A 19,262-nucleotide genomic window follows, 5' to 3' on the forward strand; every position below is an offset into this window, starting at 1 on the left:
CCACTTCCCCTGGGCTCGCTGGCTTACGGCATGCACTGCATGTATTCAATCTTCTCGCAAAAATTCATACCTGACAATACTCGTTAGAGTCAGAGCTCTCCAAAAAAATTGACATCCATGAGTCCATCACATTCCATAAATCGATTCCTTCTGTGGGACTTTCTGGCTTTTCATGCCACCAGATAAAAGCCTCGCCTTTGAATGAGCCATCACCCAAAGCCAAATAATCACCAGCCCCGCTAGAAAAAACTCCTAGCATATCAGGAAGCGCCGGATAATCTTCATCGCACAAATCCTTGATTGGAACAAAATCTTGCAACCTTGATGGCCCCATAGTACAACCAATATAAAACCCAAAGCCATTATGCAATCTTGAATAGAACTGCCTGAAGCTCGCAGGAAGGCTGGGATAACCATCGAGATCTGACCCTTCAACGCCTAGCGGAGCCCCCCCATATAGAAATACAAATCACCACCCTCGCCATATACATACATGAGATACGGCCTATCACTCACTGCCAAAACAGTTCCTAACACACATTTGTCGAGCCACGCGCTTACCCAAGGCAAAAACTCAGAAAAATCAGCCCATTCCACAGGAATATGATTTTTTCCACTATCTAAAAAACCAAACCCAAGCCACTGCTCGGGAAAGTCGACTTCAAGAGGAACATCGTCAGCTGAAAAATACACATCATAACCCTTTAGCTCGCTTGCAATACGCAGCTTTAATGAATCAGACCAATCCATTTTCATATCACCTCAATACCCCAAAAGCAAACCATTGATATATTGCTGTAATTCCGGCTCCAATTTAGCGGCCTTATCCATCATGGCGGAACGAAACGCCGGATCAACAGATATATTCCCCTTCTTGTACAGCTCCACTCGCCCTTGGCATCCTGACGGCTGCTTACGATTGCCCAGTTCGATCAATTGGAAATGAGACGACTGAGGTACAGCAGGCAGCCATCACAAACCGAAATGTTAAAGAACCTTATGCTATTGAATAGTTTTTTGGCCAAGCACTAAAAACCGCAAGAAGCAAAATACAACCCAACCAAGAATCAGCCCCAAGGGGCATAAATGAAATCGCCATCAATTTTCGTGAACTCTAGCCCTGCAAGATTTCTCTCCAAGTAACCGCGTTTGAATTCTGAAGAGCAGACCATTTGTTTTATCTCCACACAATAAAAAAGATCCTCATCAACACCCCCCCTTATAACAAACTTCTCGATCCTATCATAAACCACAGGCATGCCTTGAGGCTCGCTCTCAGGCCTCAACAGCCCCTCATCCATGAGAGCAAATTTGGATTTGCCCACATCTAGAATTGAACATCTGCTCTGGACAAAAAACAGACTATAACCCTTACTTGCCTCACGCCCTTTGCGCAACTCAATCGCCAAAGGCACACTAAAATATTTGCAATTATACAAATCACAAAGACTCACAAAATCTAAAGACACGATGTATTGTTCAAAGAACGCATCGCCATAAAATACATCCAGATCAATTTTAGCTTGATATGCATCTCCAAACATATCTCTACTGGGATTCTCTGAAACCTGATTAAACTCCGGCAGTTTAGGAGTCCATTCAATATCAAAAAAAAGCGGAACCCCATGACCTTCATCAGCATTAATCATATAAAATTCTTTCATAACACCTCACAACAACCTACCCGAAACAGGATCGACTTTAAATAGACCATTCTGGAGACCTGACCTTGCCCAATCCTGAATATTTTTTATACCCAAAATTAGTTGCGCATCGCTCAATTGAGGAGCCAGTTTGTTAAGCTCAAGTAGCTTTTTACCCACTGCCGTTGTATACGCATCATGATTCGTCCAATGCCCAGGCAAATCAATATACTGAACGTTTTTCTTGTCTGGCAAAAAAATTCCGTTTGATGCGCCGTCACCATCAAAACCCAAACCCTTTAAACGCTTAAACATAGATCCAAATATAGGCTTATTCATCAATTGCTCAGGTATGAGATGGTGATTAGCCATCCCACCACCTGTTCTATGCCCCATATTTTGACCTAGCTTAGTAGAACACCACCCCAGCGGATCAATTTCTAAGGTAGGCTTTGCAGCGTACAAATAAATATTAATTCCACCTGCAAGTCCTATCGGATCTTGCAAAAGGAACCGTCCTACCTCTGCGTCGTAGAAACGGAACGTATTGTAGTGCAGCCCTGTTTCAGAATCGAAGTACTGCCCCTGGAAGCGCAGATTCTGCTCGACCTGATCGATTACCAGCCTTTCAATTGTCCCCCACGAGCGATACGTCGCCTGCCAAACAATCGTGCCATCACTGTCCGTCAGCTCCAGCGGCGTACCAATCTGGTCAGTATGGAAGTAGTAGACCTGCTGCTCTTCCCCTTCTGCCTGATCAACCCGCACCAACGGCGCATAGCTACCCGGCTCATACAGGTACAGAATGCTCTGCCCCGGCGTCTCCTCACGCAGCATCCGCAAGCCTTGCCAGAGGAAGCGCTTCTGTTCGACTTCGCCGTTGATTTCCGCCTGCTTGGCTATTCGCCGCCCCAGGCTGTCATAGCGATACTCGCCTCGGCTCTCCAGCTTGCCATTGACCAATGTCTCCGCCCGCACCAGCCGGTTCTCGCAGTCATAGCTAAAGCTCTGCAGCTTGCTGTGCCCCGAGCGCTTCTCGATCAGGTTGCCCCACGGATCGTAACGGTACTCCTGATCCCGCCACTGTTTGATCCGGTTGTCCTTGACCTTGTCGAACTGCCGCGCATTGAAGTCCAGCCGGTTGGCCGCCGCGTCGTAGCGGAATTCCTCGCTGCCCACCAGCGAGCCGGTATCGCGGCTGCGCAACTGCCCGTTGGCTTCGTACTCGTACTTGATCTCACCCCGCAGCTTGTCCAGCGTGCGCACCAGTTCACCCGCCGGGTCGTACTGATAGCGACGGTGGATCGGGTTATACGCATGCTCCACCAGCAACGAGGTATTGATACCGGTGTTGTGCACCTGCGAGAGCTTGTCGGCCGGCAAGGTCGAGGCAAACTGCCAGGCCTTGCGCCCCATCGCGTCATAACCGAAGCAGCTGGTGAGCTTGCCCTGAGTCCGGTACACCTCGCGGTGCAGGTCGTCGCGCTCCATGTCGCTGATCACCTGACCGTCCAGGTTCAGCTGGTGCAGGTGCCCGCTGCCGTAGTACAGGTGGTTGACCTTGCGACCATCCGGCAGGGTCAATGTGGTCAGGTTGCCGAGCGGATCGTACTCGTAGCCGAGCGTGCCGTCGGGGGTGATTTCTTTGGTCAGCCGCCCCAGCAGATCGTAGGCGTACTCCAGCTTCTCTTCCGTGATCCCAAGCTGCTTGCCGATCCCGGTCGGTTGCCGCTCGATGCTCAGCAACCGGTCGCCGTCGTCGTACGCAAAGGTCTGGCTCGCATCGCGATTGATCTTGGCGACCAACCGGCCAATGGCATCGCGCTCGAACAGCGTATGACGTTCCGGGCGTTCGGCGTTTTCACCGTAGCCAATCTCATCCAGTCGCGTGAGATGGCCTCCGACGTTGTAGCTGAAACGCCGGGTCAGGTTATCCACCCGCACTTCTTCAGTCAGCCGGTCCGAAGCGTCGTAGGCAAAGCTGTACGTGGCATTGTTCTCATTGACCAGCGCGATCAGGCGCACGGCCTTGTCGTACTCGTAGCGTACCCGCTGGCCCTTGGCATCCTGGCGGCTGCTCGGCAGGCCACGCGCCGTACGCATCAGGCGTGTGGTCTGGCCCTTGCCGTCGGTGTGGCTGAGCACCTGGCCGTAGACGTTGTAGGTGAAGGTTTCCGCAGTACCGTCCGGATGGCTGATGCGCAGCACCTCACCGTCGGGCTTGCGCTCCAGCGTGGTGGTCTGGTTCAGCGCATCGGTCACCGCCACCAGGTGCTGACGCTCGTCGTAGCGGTACCAGGTGCTCTTGCCCGAGCAGTCCTGATAACGCTCGACCTGGGCCAGGGTGTTCCACCACAGGTACTTGGACTTGTAGGTCGCGTCGATGATCGTATGCGGCAGGCCGTCATCGCTGTTCAGGTACTCGGTCATCTGGCCGAGGGCATCGTATTCGGCGAGCAGGTTGCCCTTGTCGTCGTAGCGCGCTCGCCAGGTGCTGCCGTCCGGATAGCTGACCTGGGTCACCAGCGTGGTCAGGTGGTGATATTCGTAGGTGGTCTTGCGGCCCAGCGGGTCGGTTTCTTCCAGCAGGCGGGCGTATTCATCGTACTTGAAGGCGAGCCGGTTGCCGTCCGGCAAGTCCAGGCCGGTCATGTTGCCCTGTTCGTCCAGCTCGATGGCGTAGCGTTCACCACCGTAGTCACGGCTGGCGACCACGCGATGATCGGCGTTGTACTGCACTTCCAGCTCGCGGCCAAGCACGTCGGTGGCCCAGCTGGTGCGGGCGTCGAGGTCGTAGCGGAAGTGGTAGTGCTCGCCATCGCTGGTCCAGTGCTCGACCACGCGCGGCTTGTCGCCGAGGGTTTCCCAACGGTAGTGACAGCCCAGGCCCAGCGCGTTGCTGTGGGTCACCATCAGGCCTTCGGCGTAGCTGAAGCTGCGCACCGTGTCGCCGTTGCGGTTGATCACCGCGCTCAGTTGGCCGTGTTCGTCGTAGCGGTACTGGGTGAGCGTTTCCACCGCTTCGTTGTTCACCACGCGCTTGATGTCGGTCAGGCGACCCAGCGGGTTGTCGTAGTGCAGGTGCACGCGGGTGCCGCCGGTGGCGCTGATGTCGGTCAGCGTACCGTCGGCCGTGCGGGTGAAATGCAGGAAGTGGCCGAGGGCGTTTTCGATGCGTTGCAGTGGCACTTCGCTGTTGGTGTCTGGCACTTCGCCGAAGTAGAAGAACAGGTTGTCGAGGGTTTGCAGGATGTAGTGGCCGCCCTCGGTGCATACCAGGTACACCTGTTCGTGCGGGTTGTAGATGCGCTGGCCCGGTTGCAGGGTCACGAACGGGATTTCGCGGCCCTGGTTGTCGGTGAGGTAGATGAACGAGCCCTGGCGGCGCAGGCTCTGCTCCCAAGGCAGCACCCAGCCGCGACCGAGCACGCTATCGACAGTCAGGTCGCTGGCGTAGAAGCGTGACCACTCGATCGGCATCAGGCCAGGCAGGCTGAAGTCGATTTCGTCGGGGATCAGTTTGCGGCCGGTGGTGAGGTCGACCGGGTTGCCGACCAGGCCGCCGATGGCCCTGCGGGCGACGGGTTCGACCACGTAGCGGCTGGCTACCTCGCCAGCGACGAAGCCGGCGGTGAACTTCAGGGCGCAAGGCATGACGGCTTTCATGCCGGCCTGGGTACCCGCCTTGATCAACTGCGCGATACCACCCGCGGCACCGGCGATGGCCATCAGCACATCCACGGTGGTGCGCAGCCACTCCGGGATCTCGTCATCCACTGGCAGATAGCGAGGCCGGCCAGCAAGGCCACGCCGAACCCACAGGTGAAGGTGGCGATGGCCACCGTCGCCACCAGTGCGATGCCCAGGGCGGCCCCGATCAGGAAGCCCCCCAGCGCGCTGCTGTGCGATATCTCGTCGCCGAACCTGGCCGCTTCGAACATGAGGGATTACTCCTGTTCGCCGGACTCGGCGCTGGTTACGGACGGGGCTCGCGGCGTGAAGCTGGCCAGCAGAGTGGCCCAGTCCTGTTACACAGATGGCAAATTAAGGAATCTTTTTTGCCGACACCTTCGTAGCAGTTGCTTTCCAAGACAATAACAAACCTAATTTCCCAAACTTCTCATTAATGGCATTAAGGCTCTCCGCCTGAACCACCCAGACAAATATCGATTCGGAAACTCTCTCTAGCACACCGTTATTTCGATCTTGAAGAATCCAGTCCCCCAATTTCACTCCTGACACATCCAGCTCGATATGAGAAGCATTGAGAAGATTGACTTCATAAACCATGCGAAGAAGCCGCCCCTTATATCTCTCCTGACCACCATGTCGACCAGGCACCTCTTTTTTGAATACCCCGGAGTTCTCAAACGGATAAATCGAGATAAAATTCTCTCCCGCGGCATAATTAAAACCCTTGCTTACACTCGCGCACTGGTAAGCAATACCATAGAACGAAGACTCAGGCGACTCCCGAACAATCTCCTTGAGAAAATCGACATAGAAATCAAGCGAGGATCGCTCACTGCTTGATTGAGCATCTATATGAGGAAAATTTGAGAAGCTGTCGGTATTATAACCATAAGACGCATACCACGGAACTACACCATTACTCTCATTGTAAAGCCTGAAAGAAGACGCGGAGCCGGCAGCAATTTTTTCAGCTAGATCTCCCAGCGACACCTCGACTAAGTCATGATCACCAAGGTGGTCACCATCAGAAAGGTACTCGTAGTACGCAGCGCCCGTGATCGGCAAATTAATAAGTGAGAAATATGCCATTCCCAGCTTCAAAGCCAACTCAGGCGAAATATTTTCAGTACCGTATAAAGCCATTGCCAAGCACATAAAGCACCTATATACCCGAAATAAAATCGTCCAGTATAGCTTTCATGTCAGATGCACTATACGGGTGTTCAAGAACCACAACCTCCCCTCGTTTACTGCTCGGTAGATTGTTCATGGCAGAATTATTTCGAGAGGTCAGGGTGGGTAGTTTTTTCCCCATGTCCGTCTTCGATGCCAACTCTATCGCGTGAACCTTGCCATTGACATCAACAGCCATAACATCGGGCCTTCTTGCAGAAATGCCGCGACCGCTAGCGAAACTATAAGACCTATTTAGGTAAACATCTGTAAATTTTCCACTCATTGCCAGCTTATTTGCAATTGCTTCAGAAAACTGATCATGACCCGGTGTGCCATCTACTTGACCACGCCCATGAATTTTTGTGTTATTAACCACCCGTACCGGGCATGGCGCGAGGCCGGCAGGATCAATCCACATAATCGGATTGAGATTATACCTAAATAGGTTAAATCCACCTCGAAGCCCTATCGGATCGGGCGACATAAAGCGACCAACATCAGGCGCATAATAACGGTATGTATTATAATGAAGCCCTGTTTCAGAATCGAAATATTGCCCCTGAAAGCGTAAACTCTGATCGACTTCACTAACGGCTACCTGCTCTACAGATCCCCACGAACGATACGTCGCCTGCCAAACGATCTTCCCATCACTGTCCGTCAGCTCTAGCGGCGTACCAATCTGATCCGTATGGAAGTAGTAGAGTTTCTGCTCTTCTCCCTCTGTCTGGTCAACCCGTGCCAACGGCGCATAGCTACCCGGCTCATACACATACAAGATGCTCTGCCCAGGCGTCTCTTCCCGCAGCATCCTCAGCCCTTGCCAAAGGAAGCGCTTCTGTTCGACCTGGCCATTGATCTCCGCCTGCTTGGCCACCCGCCGCCCCAGGCTGTCGTAGCGATACTCACCCCGGCTTTCCAGCTTGCCATTGACCAGTGTCTCGGCCCGTACCAGGCGGTTCTCGCAGTCATAAGCAAAGGTCTGCAGCTTGCTGTGCCCCGAGCGTTTCTCAATCAGGTTGCCCCACGGATCGTAGCGGTACTCCTGGTCCCGCCACTGCTTGATCCGATTGTCCTTGACCTTGGCAAACTGCCGCGCATTGAAGTCCAGCCGGTTGGCCGCCGCGTCGTAGCGGAATTCTTCGCTACCTACCAGCGAGCCGGTATCACGGCTGCGCAATTGGCCGTTGGCTTCGTACTCATACTTGATCTCACCACGCAGCTTGTCCAGCGTGCGTACCAGTTCACCCGCCGGGTCGTATTGGTAGCGTCGGTGAATCGGGTTGTAGGCATGTTCCACCAGCAGCGATGTATTCACGCCAGTGTTGTGCACCTGCGAGAGCTTGTCGGCGGGTAAGGTCGAGGCAAACTGCCAGGCCTTGCGCCCCATGGCGTCGTAGCCAAAACAACTGGTGAGCTTGCCCTGGGTGCGGTAGACCTCACGGTGCAGGTCGTCACGCTCCATGTCGCTGATCACCTGGCCGTCCAGGTTCAACTGGTGCAAATGGCCGCTGCCGTAGTACAGGTGGTTGAGCTTGCGGCCATCCGGCAGGGTCAGTGTGGTCAGGTTGCTGAGAGCATCGTACTCATAGTCCAGCGCGCCGCTCGGGCTCAGTTCCTGTGTCAGTCGCCCCAGCAGGTCATATCTGTAGCAGAGCTTTTCATCGGTGATGCCCAACTGTTTGCCAGTAGCTGTCGGCTGGCGCTGAATGCTCAGCAAGCGGTCAGCATCGTCGTAGGCGAAGTCTTGCCGCGCATCGCGGTTGACCTTGGCCAGTAAACGGCCAATTGCGTCGCGCTCGAACAGCGTGCTGCGCTCGGGGCGCTCACCGCTTTCGCCGTAGCCGATTTCGTCCAGCCGGACCAGATGCCCGCCCGCGTCGTAGCTGAAGCGTCGGGTCAAATTGTCGACCCGCACTTCTTCGCTCAAGCGGTCCGATGCGTCGTAGGCGAAGCGGTACGCCGCGCTGTTTTCGTTGACCAGTGCAGTCAGACGCAGCGCCTTGTCGTATTCATAGCGAACCCACTCGCCCTTGGCATCCTGACGGCTGCTCGGCAGGCCACGTGAAGTGCGTTGCAGGCGTGTGGTCTGGCCTTTGCCATCGGTGTGGGTCAACACCTGGCCGAGGGTATTGTAAGTAAAGGTCTCCGCAGTGCCGTCCGGGTGGTCGATGCGTAGCACTTCGCCATCCGGTTTACGTTCCAGCGTGGTGGTCTGGTTCAGTGCATCGGTCACTGCAATGAGGTGCTGACGCTCGTCATAACGGTAGTAAGTGCTTTTGCCGGAGCAGTCCTGGAAACGTTCGATCTGGGCATAGGCATTCCACCACAGATACTTGGACTTAAAGTTGGCATCGATGATCGTGTGCGGCAGGCCATCGTCACTGTTGAAGTACTGGGTCTTGTGGCCCAGCGGGTCGATCTCGGTGATCAGGTTGCCTTTGTCGTCGTAACGAGACTGCCAGACGCTGCCGTCGGGGAAGCGGGTTTCGGTGACCAGTGGCGTGGCGAGGTGATACTTGTAGCTGATCTTGCGGCCCAGTGGGTCGGTTTCCTCGATCAGCCGGGAGAATTCGTCGTACTTGAGCGCCAAGTGATTGCCATCGGGAAGATCGATGCCGATCAGATTTCCAGTGGCGTCGAAATCCATACCGTAGCGCTCACCACCGAAGTCGCAGCTGGCGATGACGCGGTTGTCCTCGTTGTACTGGATCTCCAGTTCACGGCCCAGCACGTCGGTTGCCCAACTGGTGCGTTTGGCAGGGTCGTAACGGAAGTGGTAATGCTCGCCGTCGCTGGTCCAGTGCTCGACCACGCGCGGCTTGCCATTCTGGGATTCCCAACGGTACTCGCAGATCAGGCCCAAGGCATTGCTGTGCCGGGTCATTAGGTGATCTGCGTAGCTGAAATGACGAACAGAATCGCCATTGCGGTTGATCACTTCAGTGAGCTGGCCGTTATCGTCATAGCGGTAACGCACCAGCGTTTCGACAGCGGTGTCATCGACCACGCGCTTGACGTCCGTCAAACGCCCGAGCGGGTTGTCATAGTGCAGGTGGACACGCACGGCTCCTGGCGCGGTGATGTCCGTGAGCCGCCCTTCGGCACTGTAGGTAAAGTGCAGGTAATGGCCCAGCGCATTTTCCAGACGCTGCAAAGGCACATGGGTATTGCCATCCGGCACTTCACCAAAGTAGAAGAACTGGTTGTCGAGCGTTTGCAGAAGGTAGTGGCCGCCCTCGGTACGCACGAGGTAGATACGCTCGTTGGGGTTGTAGATACTTTCGCCAGGCTCCAGATCGACGAATGGGACGCTTCGGCCCTGGTTGTCAGTCAGATAGACGAACCCACCACTACGACGCAGGCTTTGCTCCCAAGGCAGTATCCAGCCCTGGCCGAGAGCACTTTCGGCGGTAAGGTCGCTGGCATAAAAACGCGACCACTCGATTGGCATCAGGCCAGGCAGTACAAAGTCTGTTTCATTGACCAGCAGCTTGCGGCCGGTGGTCATGTCCACCGGGTTACCGGTAAAGCCTTCGATCGCTCGCCCTACAGCCGGGCCGATGATGAAGCGCCCGGCGAGGTAGCTTGCTGCAATGGTAGCGCCAGTCTGAAGTGCACACGGGCCAGCGGCCTTGAGGCCGGCCTGAAGCCCCAGGCGACCGACTGCCAGTACCGATCGCCCCATCGAGGCAACGATCATCAACACATCGACCGTGACGCGCAGCCATTCCGGTACCTCATCATCGACGGGCAAGTACCGCTGAGTACCGCCACCAATGTAGACGTTGTTCGAACCGCCCGAAATCTTTGCGCCACACGTCAGCTTGTCACCTTTGCGGGCCGCTGCAACGCCATTGATGAATACGTTGGTGGAGCCTTCTGCAACCAGTACCGGCGCCGGATGCTTGTCACATTTGGCGGTACTCAAAGTGGCGTGGGCCGCATTGCGATTGTTGATGAATACGTCTGTCGAACAACCGGGTAGCTCTATCTGTCCAGCGGGCGAACTGAACATCGAGCCTATCTTCTCCCCCAACATCGGCAGCATGCCGGCACCAATGCCGATCAATGCCCCCAGCAAGAAGCCGCCGAGGCCGGCGGTGCAGATAGTGAAGGCAGCAGCCGTAGCGATTGCCAGGCCAATCACTGCGCCAGCAAGAAAACCTGCCAGGGCACTGGTGTGTTCAATCTCGTCGTGCAGCCGCGCAGCCTCGAACATAGGTTCAACCCTGCGTGGTGTTTTCTGGGGAGCTTGGTTGGCGTGGTTCGAAGCTGTTCAACAGCCCAAGCCAACTGTCGTTCTGCTTGCCATTGAAGTCGGCCTGACTGGTCGTGGAGAAAACCAGAATGCGCCCAGGCGCGACCTCGAAAGCCGCCTGCCGTTGATAGACCGGCCTGCCATCCTTGAGGTAGTAGCCATCGACCTGAATACCTGCCTGGGGCTGGCTTGAAGACAGGCTGGCTGGCTTCTTGCCGAGGATGGTGTAGCCGCGCAATTTGGATGCGATCAACTTCACCTGTCGCTCGATATAGGCTTTGAGGTCCTCGCCAGGCATCAGGTTGTCACGCGAGAGCGTAATATTCAGCGGGGCTGGGATACTGTCCCCCAGGATAAACATATTGACCGTGCGATCCTGGAAGCCTTCCGGCAACGTGATAGATCCTTCCTGCAGCTGATAGTCCATTGTCTGAGTGTTCCATGAAAACGTGAAAAAGATATGAGCCTTACTGAGCGGTCACTCCGGCCAGCATGGCGTCGAATGCGATCAGCCAATCGGCCAGTTGCGATTGGTCCGGGTTGATTACCGTAGACACATTTAGCCATTGCCGTTTGTTGCCGTCCGCCGAAGCGATAATCATGCACACGGCACGGCCGTGACGGCGCTCCTGGCCTGCGTTGAACTGGTAGTCGAGACTGATTGCCGGGTGGCCAGCCAACAAGGCTTCGGCTTGACGCACCAAGGTCAATTCTGCATGGCGCTCACGCAGCTTTTTAATAAACAACTCGACCGCATTATCAATTTCAAGCCCCTCTGGGGCAGGGCGGCGGCGGGCGCTGAATTGTACATAGCAACCGGCAAACTCCAGCGTTGTCTCAATATCACGAAAAGCGAAACCTTGAGGCATCAACAAATTCAAGCCGGCAATACGCAGTGCGTTCTGCTCTACATCCATTGGTAGTTGCGGCGGCGGCGGTGCAACCTCTAGCGTAGCTTGCACTGCAATGCGTGCTTCCTCAGCCTGTTGCCGGGCAAGCGCCTCCGCGGCCTCTCGCCTCTGCGAAAGTCTGTCGTAGATATTTCCCCTGATCATCACGCTTCGCCCTACTCGTTGATGTCGACCCGGTCACCTTTGACAAAGGTGTTCTTGCCCAGAATGTCGATGCTGTCTGCTTCGATAGTGATGCCATCCGGTTTGAGGGTTATCTTGCTAGTGCCGACTTGCAGCAGGATGCTCTCTTTGGCGCTCACCTGGATGAACTTGTTATCCACCTGCAAGGTGTAAGCCCCCTCCTTGACGTTCACCACCGTATCTTTCTTGATAATTTCCGTGTGCGTGCCACCTACTGTAATCGTCCGGTTGTTCCCCACATCATGGGTCTCATCCAGCTCGATCTCGGTATCCATGTTGCGCTCGGCATGCATGATGATCTGCTCGGCGCCGGCCTTGTCCTCGAAGCGGAAGAAGTTGGCGGTACCGCCGTCGCCCTTCATCGACCGGGTCAGGAAGCCACTCTGGGTCTTGTTTGCCGGCAGCGACCATGGCGGGGTGTTGGTGCTGTTGTACAGGCTGCCCATGATCAGCGGGCGGTCGGGGTTGCCGTCGAGGAACACCACCACCACTTCGTCGCCTACACGTGGGATCTGGATGCTGCCGAAGCCACCGCTGGCACCGGACTGGGCGACGCGTACCCAGCACGAGCTGTGGTCGTTGTACTTGCCATTACGGTCCCAGTGGAACTGGATCTTCACCCGGCCCAGTTCGTCGGTGAAGATCTCCTCACCCGGTGGGCCGACGATGATCGCGGTCTGCGGGCCGGCGATGGTCGGCTTGGGCGTGCTCAGCTGCGGGCGGAACGGGATCTTCTTGCGCACGCAACTGAAGGTGTTGAAGTAGCTGGCCTGCTGGCCGGTAAGGTAGTTGTTGTGGCCTTCGCTTTCCACGCTCATCAGCAGGAACTGGCGGTCTTCTACCGGGCCCTGGTCGTGGATGTAGTGCTGCAGCAGCTCGAAGGTGTAGCCCGGCTTCATGGCCCGACAGTTACTGGCACCTTCGAACTTCTTGCCGCGCAGCTCCAGCGCCTCGATGCGCAGGCGCAGCAGGGTTTCGCCCTCGTCGTAGGTGCCGTGGGTGTACTGGCCGGGGAAGTCGTAGATCTCGAAGTTCTCGACATCGCCCTGCTTGTTCACGCTGTTCAGCGCCACCGGCAGGCGGTTGTTGGGCTGGCGGTAGTCGAAGGTCTGCGTGGCCATCTTGCCGGACTGCAACTGGCGGTTGCCGCTCCACTGGGTGATGGAGTCGGCAGTCTCGGTGACCGAGGCGCTGTGGAAGCGGATTTGCGGTTGCTCGGGGATGTCCACCAGCGTGCTGGAGTCATCGCAGATGATCATGGTGTGGCCTTCGGCGGTGTGCTCGAAGTAGTAGAACATCCCCTCTTCCTCCAGCAGGCGCTGGACGAAGTTGAAGTCGGTTTCACGGTACTGGGTGATGTAGGTGTAGCGCTTCTGCGGACGGGTCAGGCGGAACTCGTGACGAGAGAACGCCGGGCACAGGGCGAACACTTCGGTAACCACTTCCTCGACCGTGTTGCCCTGGAAGATCCGCGTGTCGAAGCGGTTCTTCAGCATCGAGAACCACGGGTTGAGGGTTGCGGTATAGCGCGCCATGCCGCCGTCGCTGCCGATGCTGGCAAAGCGCGTGAGGTAGCCGGTTATGTAGCGCGGGCCGCCTTCGGCCAGTTCGATCTCGATGCTGACATGCTGGCCCATCATGGATTTGAGCGGCACGCCGGAGTCTTCGCAGACCAGCAGCAGTTCGTAGTTGAACGCCCGCGACAGGGCTTCGGTGCCCTTGAAGGTTTCCAGCAGCAGTTCCTGCTCGGGGTTGGCCAGGTTGTGAAACTTGAACAGGCGGCGGTTCTGCGGCGACAGCAGCGCGGAGGCCAGGTCCATGATCATGCGAAATCTCCTTGAAAACACGGCCAGCACGCGCTTGCGATGCTCAGCTGCAACCCTGATCTTGCGGGCGTATTCTGCATGCGCGCATAACGCGCGTGCTCTGCGGAATCATGCGACTGCCTGCAGAAAGGAAAGTGCCATCATGCATTGAAATTAATGCGACATGGTTCACATTCCCGAATGCCAGGCAGGCAGAAAGGCCCAAAGGAAACACCGGCAAAAGCTGCCCTGTCAACTCACTACAGGCCTAGAAAACCGGGCAATACCGCCCTGCAAGGCAATGTCATATCGCCATCTTTGATATTCCTCACTGGCGCCCGGAAGCGCCCCGCCTATCGCCGAACGGCCCGTCGCAGAAGGTCCTTGAGGTGTCGATCAGAGCCCATGCCTGACAGCTCCAACTCGAACTGTCTCGCTACCTGACGCATCAGCTCCACTGGCGGAGAAAAATGTTTCATAACGTGGATTGGTTCAAATTTTTCGCCACTGGCCAATTCCGGCAAATGGCCATCGCGAACGCGGCCGTAATGGCACTTGCGGGACGCGGTCAATGATGACCGGGTGTGCTTCAAGCCGGATCACTACATTCAAGTTGGTAAGCCCAGGTGATTAACATGAAACCTACTACACCACTCGAGTATGTAGACAAAGCGCTCGCACTCGCCATTGACCGCCAAAATCGCCCCCCTGGCTTTACTGTCTACGCCACCGTCATCGATCAACTGAAGTACATCAGGGCCGTGTTCGACGGTACGGAGAAGGATAAATCGAAGCTGCACAGACTGACGATTGGTTCTATCGCGGCTAAAGAATTTGAACCCACGGACGAAGCCCTCGCCGAGGCATTGCTTCATGTTTATTACATTGCAAAGCAATCCGCCAACGGCCTGAAGATTCGCCTGCCTGGAGAAAAATAACTACCGAGGGGACGCGGACCGCCAAAAGCATTCAGGCTTCGTGTTTTTCTCAATCCATCAGCGCAGCGCTAATACTCCTCACTCGCCGTTCGCTCTGACAGCAAAAAGCCTGCTGCTGAACCGGTTGCTCACTGACAACGCCCCGTGCAGGCAGCAGCAGAGACTAGACCGATGCAGAAAGGAACGCAGAGGCTACCGTGAAGAATCATGCCGAACTCCATGTACGATCCCCGTTCCTTTTCAAACTGGCGGGCATTGGCCTGGCCCTTTGCCTACTGGCCGTAGGGGCACTTGGCGTCTACGTGCTCTGGACTGAAATCGTCCCGCTTTACGGTCGTATCTGGAGGCATGCACCGGTCGTGGAAACGCCCCTGATGTCATTCTTCTCGATCGCGGCATTGCCGTTCACGCCGATAATGGTGGCGGGATGCTTGATCGCCGCCTGGACCGGTCAGAAATTCGACCCGCCCAAAAAGTCCTGGCTCTACGCGTTCCAACTACGCTCGATGCAATTGACGGTTGCACTCATGGTCGTAGCGCCTGTCATGATCGCGCTGACCACTGCCACACTCTCCGCCAAAGGCTACTGGTCGTGCCCCAAGCTGCGCATCTCGGGTTCTGGATGGCAAATGTTCTGGGTTAACGATGAGCGCGTGTGCTTCACGCCAGACAGCTACATCAACGATAACTGGCCATGCAAGATCGTGGGCAAGCAGAACATCTGCGTCCAGGTGGATGGCCGCTAGCTGCTTACCTCGAAGGCGCTTCCCAGCATGAAATTCAACGACACCTACACCAGCCGCGAGCACCGCTTTTCGCTAGGGATAGAACTGACTTCACAGCAGTGCTACCTGTCGATCCCGGTCAGCAACGCACTGGCCGATTACGAAGAGTATTACTGTATCGACAAGGCCCGATACACGGCATGGCTACAGGATCCATCGGCTGCACTGCCCATGGTCGTCCGATGCCGCCGCCGCGAACTGGACCACCTCTTGATGATGCAACCTGGCACCCAGCGAGGCACGGCTGCCCCCTGCACCTGGGATCTGACCGAAATCTCGGCGGTACTGGCACGAGCAGCAACCTTGCTGCTGCGCGATGGTGGTTACTCAAGCTGGGCCAACACGCTCCTAGGCTACCACTCACGGGTGCACAGCGACCCCGAGCAGGTCCGTTTGAGCGTTTTCGAAATGCCCTACGGCATGGGCACGCTCAGCGATGCCGTCCTGTATGAAAACGGCTCGCTTTTGATCGAGGCCACCGATGAATTACACGCCTTGCTCGGGTGGTTGCGGGACTGGGGAATCGAGGGTCGCATGGCCGCTGCAAAGCCGCTGTAGCAACCCATGCCAAACCGCTTTAACGCGGCATATTCCGTCGCATTGCCATCATTGAAACGTGTCGCGATGACAGTCGAATGCCATCACCTCGACGCCAAAAAATGAGACCCGCTTCACTTTTTGAAAAAAACTTTTTACGCCAATTTTTACCGACCTTTTAGTACTTCCGCCCCCTGACTTTAGGGGCCAAAGTCCCATTTCCCGTACTCGAAACCCTTCACCAATGGCATGGCGCCATCATTGCGTCACATCACAAAACAGGGAAAAAATCGCCCCCCTCGCGGGAACTTCTTCCGCAGCGAGGTGCCCTACTCGGCATTGCTGGCAACACGATATTCATGTGCCAGCACTCAAGTTTGCCGCCGTCGAGAGGCGCAATTTCAGGTCCACGCCATTGGCGTTTCAGGACGATCAAGCAGGCACATGGACGATGCACCGATGACACAGACATTCGATGTCGAAGCACTGATCAAGCTGCGTAGCCAGACGCGGGCGATCTCCGATGCGCTGAAGGCGCAGGCGGCGGATTACCTCGCCACCGTGGCACCGCTGATCCGTCCGCAAACCCTGTTTGGCGAATACCTGCAAGGCGCCCAGCGCAGCAGCGGGCGCGAAACCCAGGGCCACTTCCAGGCCCTGGTCGAACTCTACGAACGTATCGGCTCGGCCGCGCCGTTCCAGCTGGTCACCGAGCTGGAAGTACCGCTGAACCTGATCAGCACCACCCCCGAACTGTTCCCGCTGGAATACGACAAGGCCCTGGAGCACAGCGGCCAGGTCATCCGCATCACCAGCCCGACCCGCTGGGTGGTGGGCTTCCACGCCTTCGACCTGGCGCGGTTTCGCAACGTCATCAAAGACCCCAACCGCAGCAGCGCCGAGCTGTACCGCTTCGTGGTGCACTACCTGGTGCTGTTCTACTGCCTGAGCAAGTCGCCTGGCCTTGGCCGGCTGTTCGAGGGCCTGCGCTACAACCTCAGCTTCGAGCGCCTCAAGGGCTTTGGCGACCTGCCGTTCTGCGTCATCAGCTCGCCGGTGCGCTCTGAACTGCCCGACGACTCGGTCATCCGCAGCAGCACGCAGATTGCCGGCAACACCAGCTTCGAAGAGCTGGTGGGCCGCGACAACATCCTGGAAATGAACGACGAAATCCGTCAGCGCCTGCTGCTGACGATCGAAGGACTGTAACGCGCAGCGCCCGGCAACGGGCCGCGCAATGATTCGCAGCGAATTGCTCGCACTGGAGAACACGATGGCGAAGAAGGAAAGCACTCAGCACAAACTCGACCGCGTTCGCGCGCCTCGGGTCCATATCACCTACGACGTGGACATCGGCGATGCCATCGAGAAAAAGGAGCTGCCCTTCGTCGTCGGCGTACTGGGCGACTTCTCCGGCAACCCGCTGGAGCCCCTGCCCAAGCTCAAGGACCGCAAGTTCGTGTTCATCGACCGCGACAACTTCAACGGCGTGCTCAAGGGCATCAAGCCACGCCTGACCTACCGCGTCGACAACACCCTGGCCAAGAACGGCACCCAGCTGGGCGTGGAGCTGAACTTCAACAGCCTCGAAGACTTCGAGCCACAGAACGTGGTCAAGCAGGTGGAGCCGCTGCGCAAGCTGCTGGAAGTGCGCAACAAGCTGGCCGACCTGCGCAACAAGATGGGCGGCAACGACAAGCTCGAAGAGCTGCTGATGGACGTGCTGCAGAACACCGAGAAGCTCAAGACCCTGGGCAAGGAATTCGGCCGTGAAGCCGAAGTGAAAGACCCATCCAGCAGCGATCGCGCCTGAGCAGGAGCCCGAACATGACCGACAAGCAAACCGCACCGCAACAGGCCGGCGACCTGGTCGAAGTGGAAAACTTCGCGCCACAGGCATCGTTGCTCGACAGCATCATTTCGCAAAGCCGCGTGGCCCGCTCCGACACCGAGCGCAACCGCACCCGCGACCTGATTGGCGAACTGGTGAACCAGGTGCTCGAGGGCGAGATGACCCCGAGCAAGGACCTGATCGCCGTGCTCGATTCGCGTATCGCGGAGATCGATTCGATGCTTTCCGAGCAGATGAACGAAATCATGCACGCCCGTGAGTTCCAGCAGCTGGAAGCCTCCTGGCGCGGCCTGAAATACCAGGTAGACCAGACCGAGACCAGCACCACGCTGAAGATCCACCTGCTCAATGCCTCGAAGAAAGACCTGGTGCGCGACCTTAAGGCCGCCAGCGAATTCGACCAGAGTGCGCTGTTCAAGAAAGTCTACGAAGAAGAGTACGGCACCTTCGGCGGCGCGCCTTTCGGCATGCTGATCGGTGACTACGAGTTCAACCGCAACCCCGAAGACATGTACCTGCTGGAGGAGATCTCGCACGTCGCCGCAGCAGCCCATGCCCCGTTCATTTCGGCCGCCTCCCCCGAGCTGTTCGGCTGGGACTCCTTCACCGAGATGTCCGGCCCGCGTGACCTGGCAAAGATCTTCGACACCGTCGAATACGCCAAGTGGAAGTCGTTCCGCGCTTCGGAAGACTCGCGCTACGTCGGCCTTACCCTGCCGCACGTGCTCGGTCGCCTGCCGTATGGCCCCGATACCACCCCGGTGGAAGAATTCAACTTCGTCGAAAGCGTCGATGGCCGCGACCACAACAAGTACCTGTGGATGAACGCTGCCTATGCCCTCGGCACCCGCGTTACCGATGCCTTCGCCCGCTACGGCTGGTGCGTGGCCATCCGCGGCGTGGAAGGTGGCGGCCTGGTCGAAGGTTTGCCAACCCACACCTTCAAGACCGACGACGGCGAAATCGCCCTCAAGTGCCCGACCGAAATCGCCATCACCGACCGCCGCGAAAAAGAGCTGTCGGACCTGGGCTTCATTCCCCTGGTGCACTGCAAGGGCACCGACTATGCCGCGTTCTTCGGCACCCAGTCGGCGCAGAAGCAGAAGCAGTACAACACCGACATCGCCAACGCCAACGCGCGCCTGTCGGCCCAACTGCAGTACATCTTCGCCACTTCGCGCATCGCCCACTACATGAAGGCCATCATGCGCGACAAGATCGGTAGCTTCGCCTCGCGCATGGATGTGGAGCGCTTCCTCAACCAGTGGCTGGCCAGCTACGTGCTGCTCGACGACACCGCCAGCCAGGAAGCCAAGGCCAAGTTCCCGCTGCGCGAAGCCCGCGCCGAGGTGTTCGAAGTGCCGGGCAAGCCAGGTGTGTACAAGGCCGTGACCTACCTGCGCCCGCACTACCAGCTGGATGAGCTGACCGCTTCGCTGCGCCTGGTTGCCGAGCTGCCACAGGGCGCGCGCGGCTGA

At 57.0% G+C, this 19,262-nt stretch carries 13 protein-coding genes and 2 pseudogenes; 6 read left to right on the forward strand and 9 right to left on the reverse strand.

Annotated features, from left to right (window positions below; translation table 11 throughout):
• Nucleotides 1–64: 64 nt before the first annotated feature.
• The 9 genes and pseudogenes from GEV38_RS14960 to tssI all read right to left on the reverse strand — a co-directional run.
• Nucleotides 65–394, reverse strand: a pseudogene (locus GEV38_RS14960) (hypothetical protein); the annotation flags it as partial.
• A 44-nt stretch (nucleotides 395–438) separates the two neighbouring features.
• Nucleotides 439–750, reverse strand: a complete 312-nt coding sequence (locus GEV38_RS14965; protein WP_143492618.1) for a hypothetical protein — start codon at nucleotides 748–750, stop codon at nucleotides 439–441.
• A gap of 317 nt (nucleotides 751–1,067) precedes the next feature.
• Nucleotides 1,068–1,664, reverse strand: a complete 597-nt coding sequence (locus GEV38_RS14970) for a hypothetical protein (RefSeq protein WP_256674044.1) — start codon at nucleotides 1,662–1,664, stop codon at nucleotides 1,068–1,070.
• A 6-nt stretch (nucleotides 1,665–1,670) separates the two neighbouring features.
• A pseudogene (locus GEV38_RS14975) lies at nucleotides 1,671–5,584 on the reverse strand (RHS repeat-associated core domain-containing protein).
• Nucleotides 5,585–5,687: 103 nt separating this feature from the next.
• On the reverse strand, nucleotides 5,688–6,479 hold the full coding sequence (locus GEV38_RS14980; protein WP_102096048.1) for a hypothetical protein: 792 nt from the start codon (nucleotides 6,477–6,479) through the stop codon (nucleotides 5,688–5,690).
• A gap of 19 nt (nucleotides 6,480–6,498) precedes the next feature.
• The gene (locus tag GEV38_RS14985) at nucleotides 6,499–10,734 is read right to left on the reverse strand and encodes an RHS repeat-associated core domain-containing protein (RefSeq protein WP_015270484.1); all 4,236 of its coding nucleotides are present in this window, start codon (nucleotides 10,732–10,734) and stop codon (nucleotides 6,499–6,501) included.
• Nucleotides 10,735–10,738: 4 nt separating this feature from the next.
• On the reverse strand, nucleotides 10,739–11,200 hold the full coding sequence (locus tag GEV38_RS14990; RefSeq protein ID WP_015270485.1) for a DcrB-related protein: 462 nt from the start codon (nucleotides 11,198–11,200) through the stop codon (nucleotides 10,739–10,741).
• A 40-nt stretch (nucleotides 11,201–11,240) separates the two neighbouring features.
• Entirely contained in the window at nucleotides 11,241–11,828 is a 588-nt protein-coding gene (locus tag GEV38_RS14995; RefSeq protein ID WP_043935662.1) for a DcrB-related protein, read from the reverse strand.
• Nucleotides 11,829–11,839: 11 nt separating this feature from the next.
• The gene (tssI, locus tag GEV38_RS15000; protein ID WP_015270487.1) at nucleotides 11,840–13,693 is read right to left on the reverse strand and encodes a type VI secretion system tip protein TssI/VgrG; all 1,854 of its coding nucleotides are present in this window, start codon (nucleotides 13,691–13,693) and stop codon (nucleotides 11,840–11,842) included.
• A gap of 614 nt (nucleotides 13,694–14,307) precedes the next feature.
• Between tssI and GEV38_RS15005 the strand changes: the two genes are divergently transcribed.
• From GEV38_RS15005 to tssC, 6 genes are all read left to right on the forward strand, one after another.
• Nucleotides 14,308–14,610, forward strand: a complete 303-nt coding sequence (locus GEV38_RS15005) for an immunity protein Tsi6 family protein (RefSeq protein ID WP_054573239.1) — start codon at nucleotides 14,308–14,310, stop codon at nucleotides 14,608–14,610.
• 197 nt (nucleotides 14,611–14,807) lie between these two features.
• Nucleotides 14,808–15,356 (forward strand): hypothetical protein, encoded by a 549-nt coding sequence (locus GEV38_RS15010; protein WP_054573238.1) that lies wholly within the window; start codon nucleotides 14,808–14,810, stop codon nucleotides 15,354–15,356.
• 27 nt (nucleotides 15,357–15,383) lie between these two features.
• Nucleotides 15,384–15,953, forward strand: coding sequence for a hypothetical protein (locus GEV38_RS15015; RefSeq protein ID WP_054573237.1), 570 nt, complete (start codon nucleotides 15,384–15,386; stop codon nucleotides 15,951–15,953).
• Between the two features lie 438 nt (nucleotides 15,954–16,391).
• Entirely contained in the window at nucleotides 16,392–17,141 is a 750-nt protein-coding gene (locus tag GEV38_RS15020; protein WP_043936170.1) for a hypothetical protein, read from the forward strand.
• A 64-nt stretch (nucleotides 17,142–17,205) separates the two neighbouring features.
• The gene (tssB, locus tag GEV38_RS15025) at nucleotides 17,206–17,745 is read left to right on the forward strand and encodes a type VI secretion system contractile sheath small subunit (RefSeq protein ID WP_012272397.1); all 540 of its coding nucleotides are present in this window, start codon (nucleotides 17,206–17,208) and stop codon (nucleotides 17,743–17,745) included.
• Nucleotides 17,746–17,759: 14 nt separating this feature from the next.
• On the forward strand, nucleotides 17,760–19,262 hold the full coding sequence (tssC, locus tag GEV38_RS15030) for a type VI secretion system contractile sheath large subunit (RefSeq protein ID WP_015270492.1): 1,503 nt from the start codon (nucleotides 17,760–17,762) through the stop codon (nucleotides 19,260–19,262).

This window comes from Pseudomonas sp. 13159349 (genome assembly GCF_013305685.1).
Classification (GTDB): Bacteria; Pseudomonadota; Gammaproteobacteria; order Pseudomonadales; family Pseudomonadaceae; genus Aquipseudomonas; species Aquipseudomonas asiatica.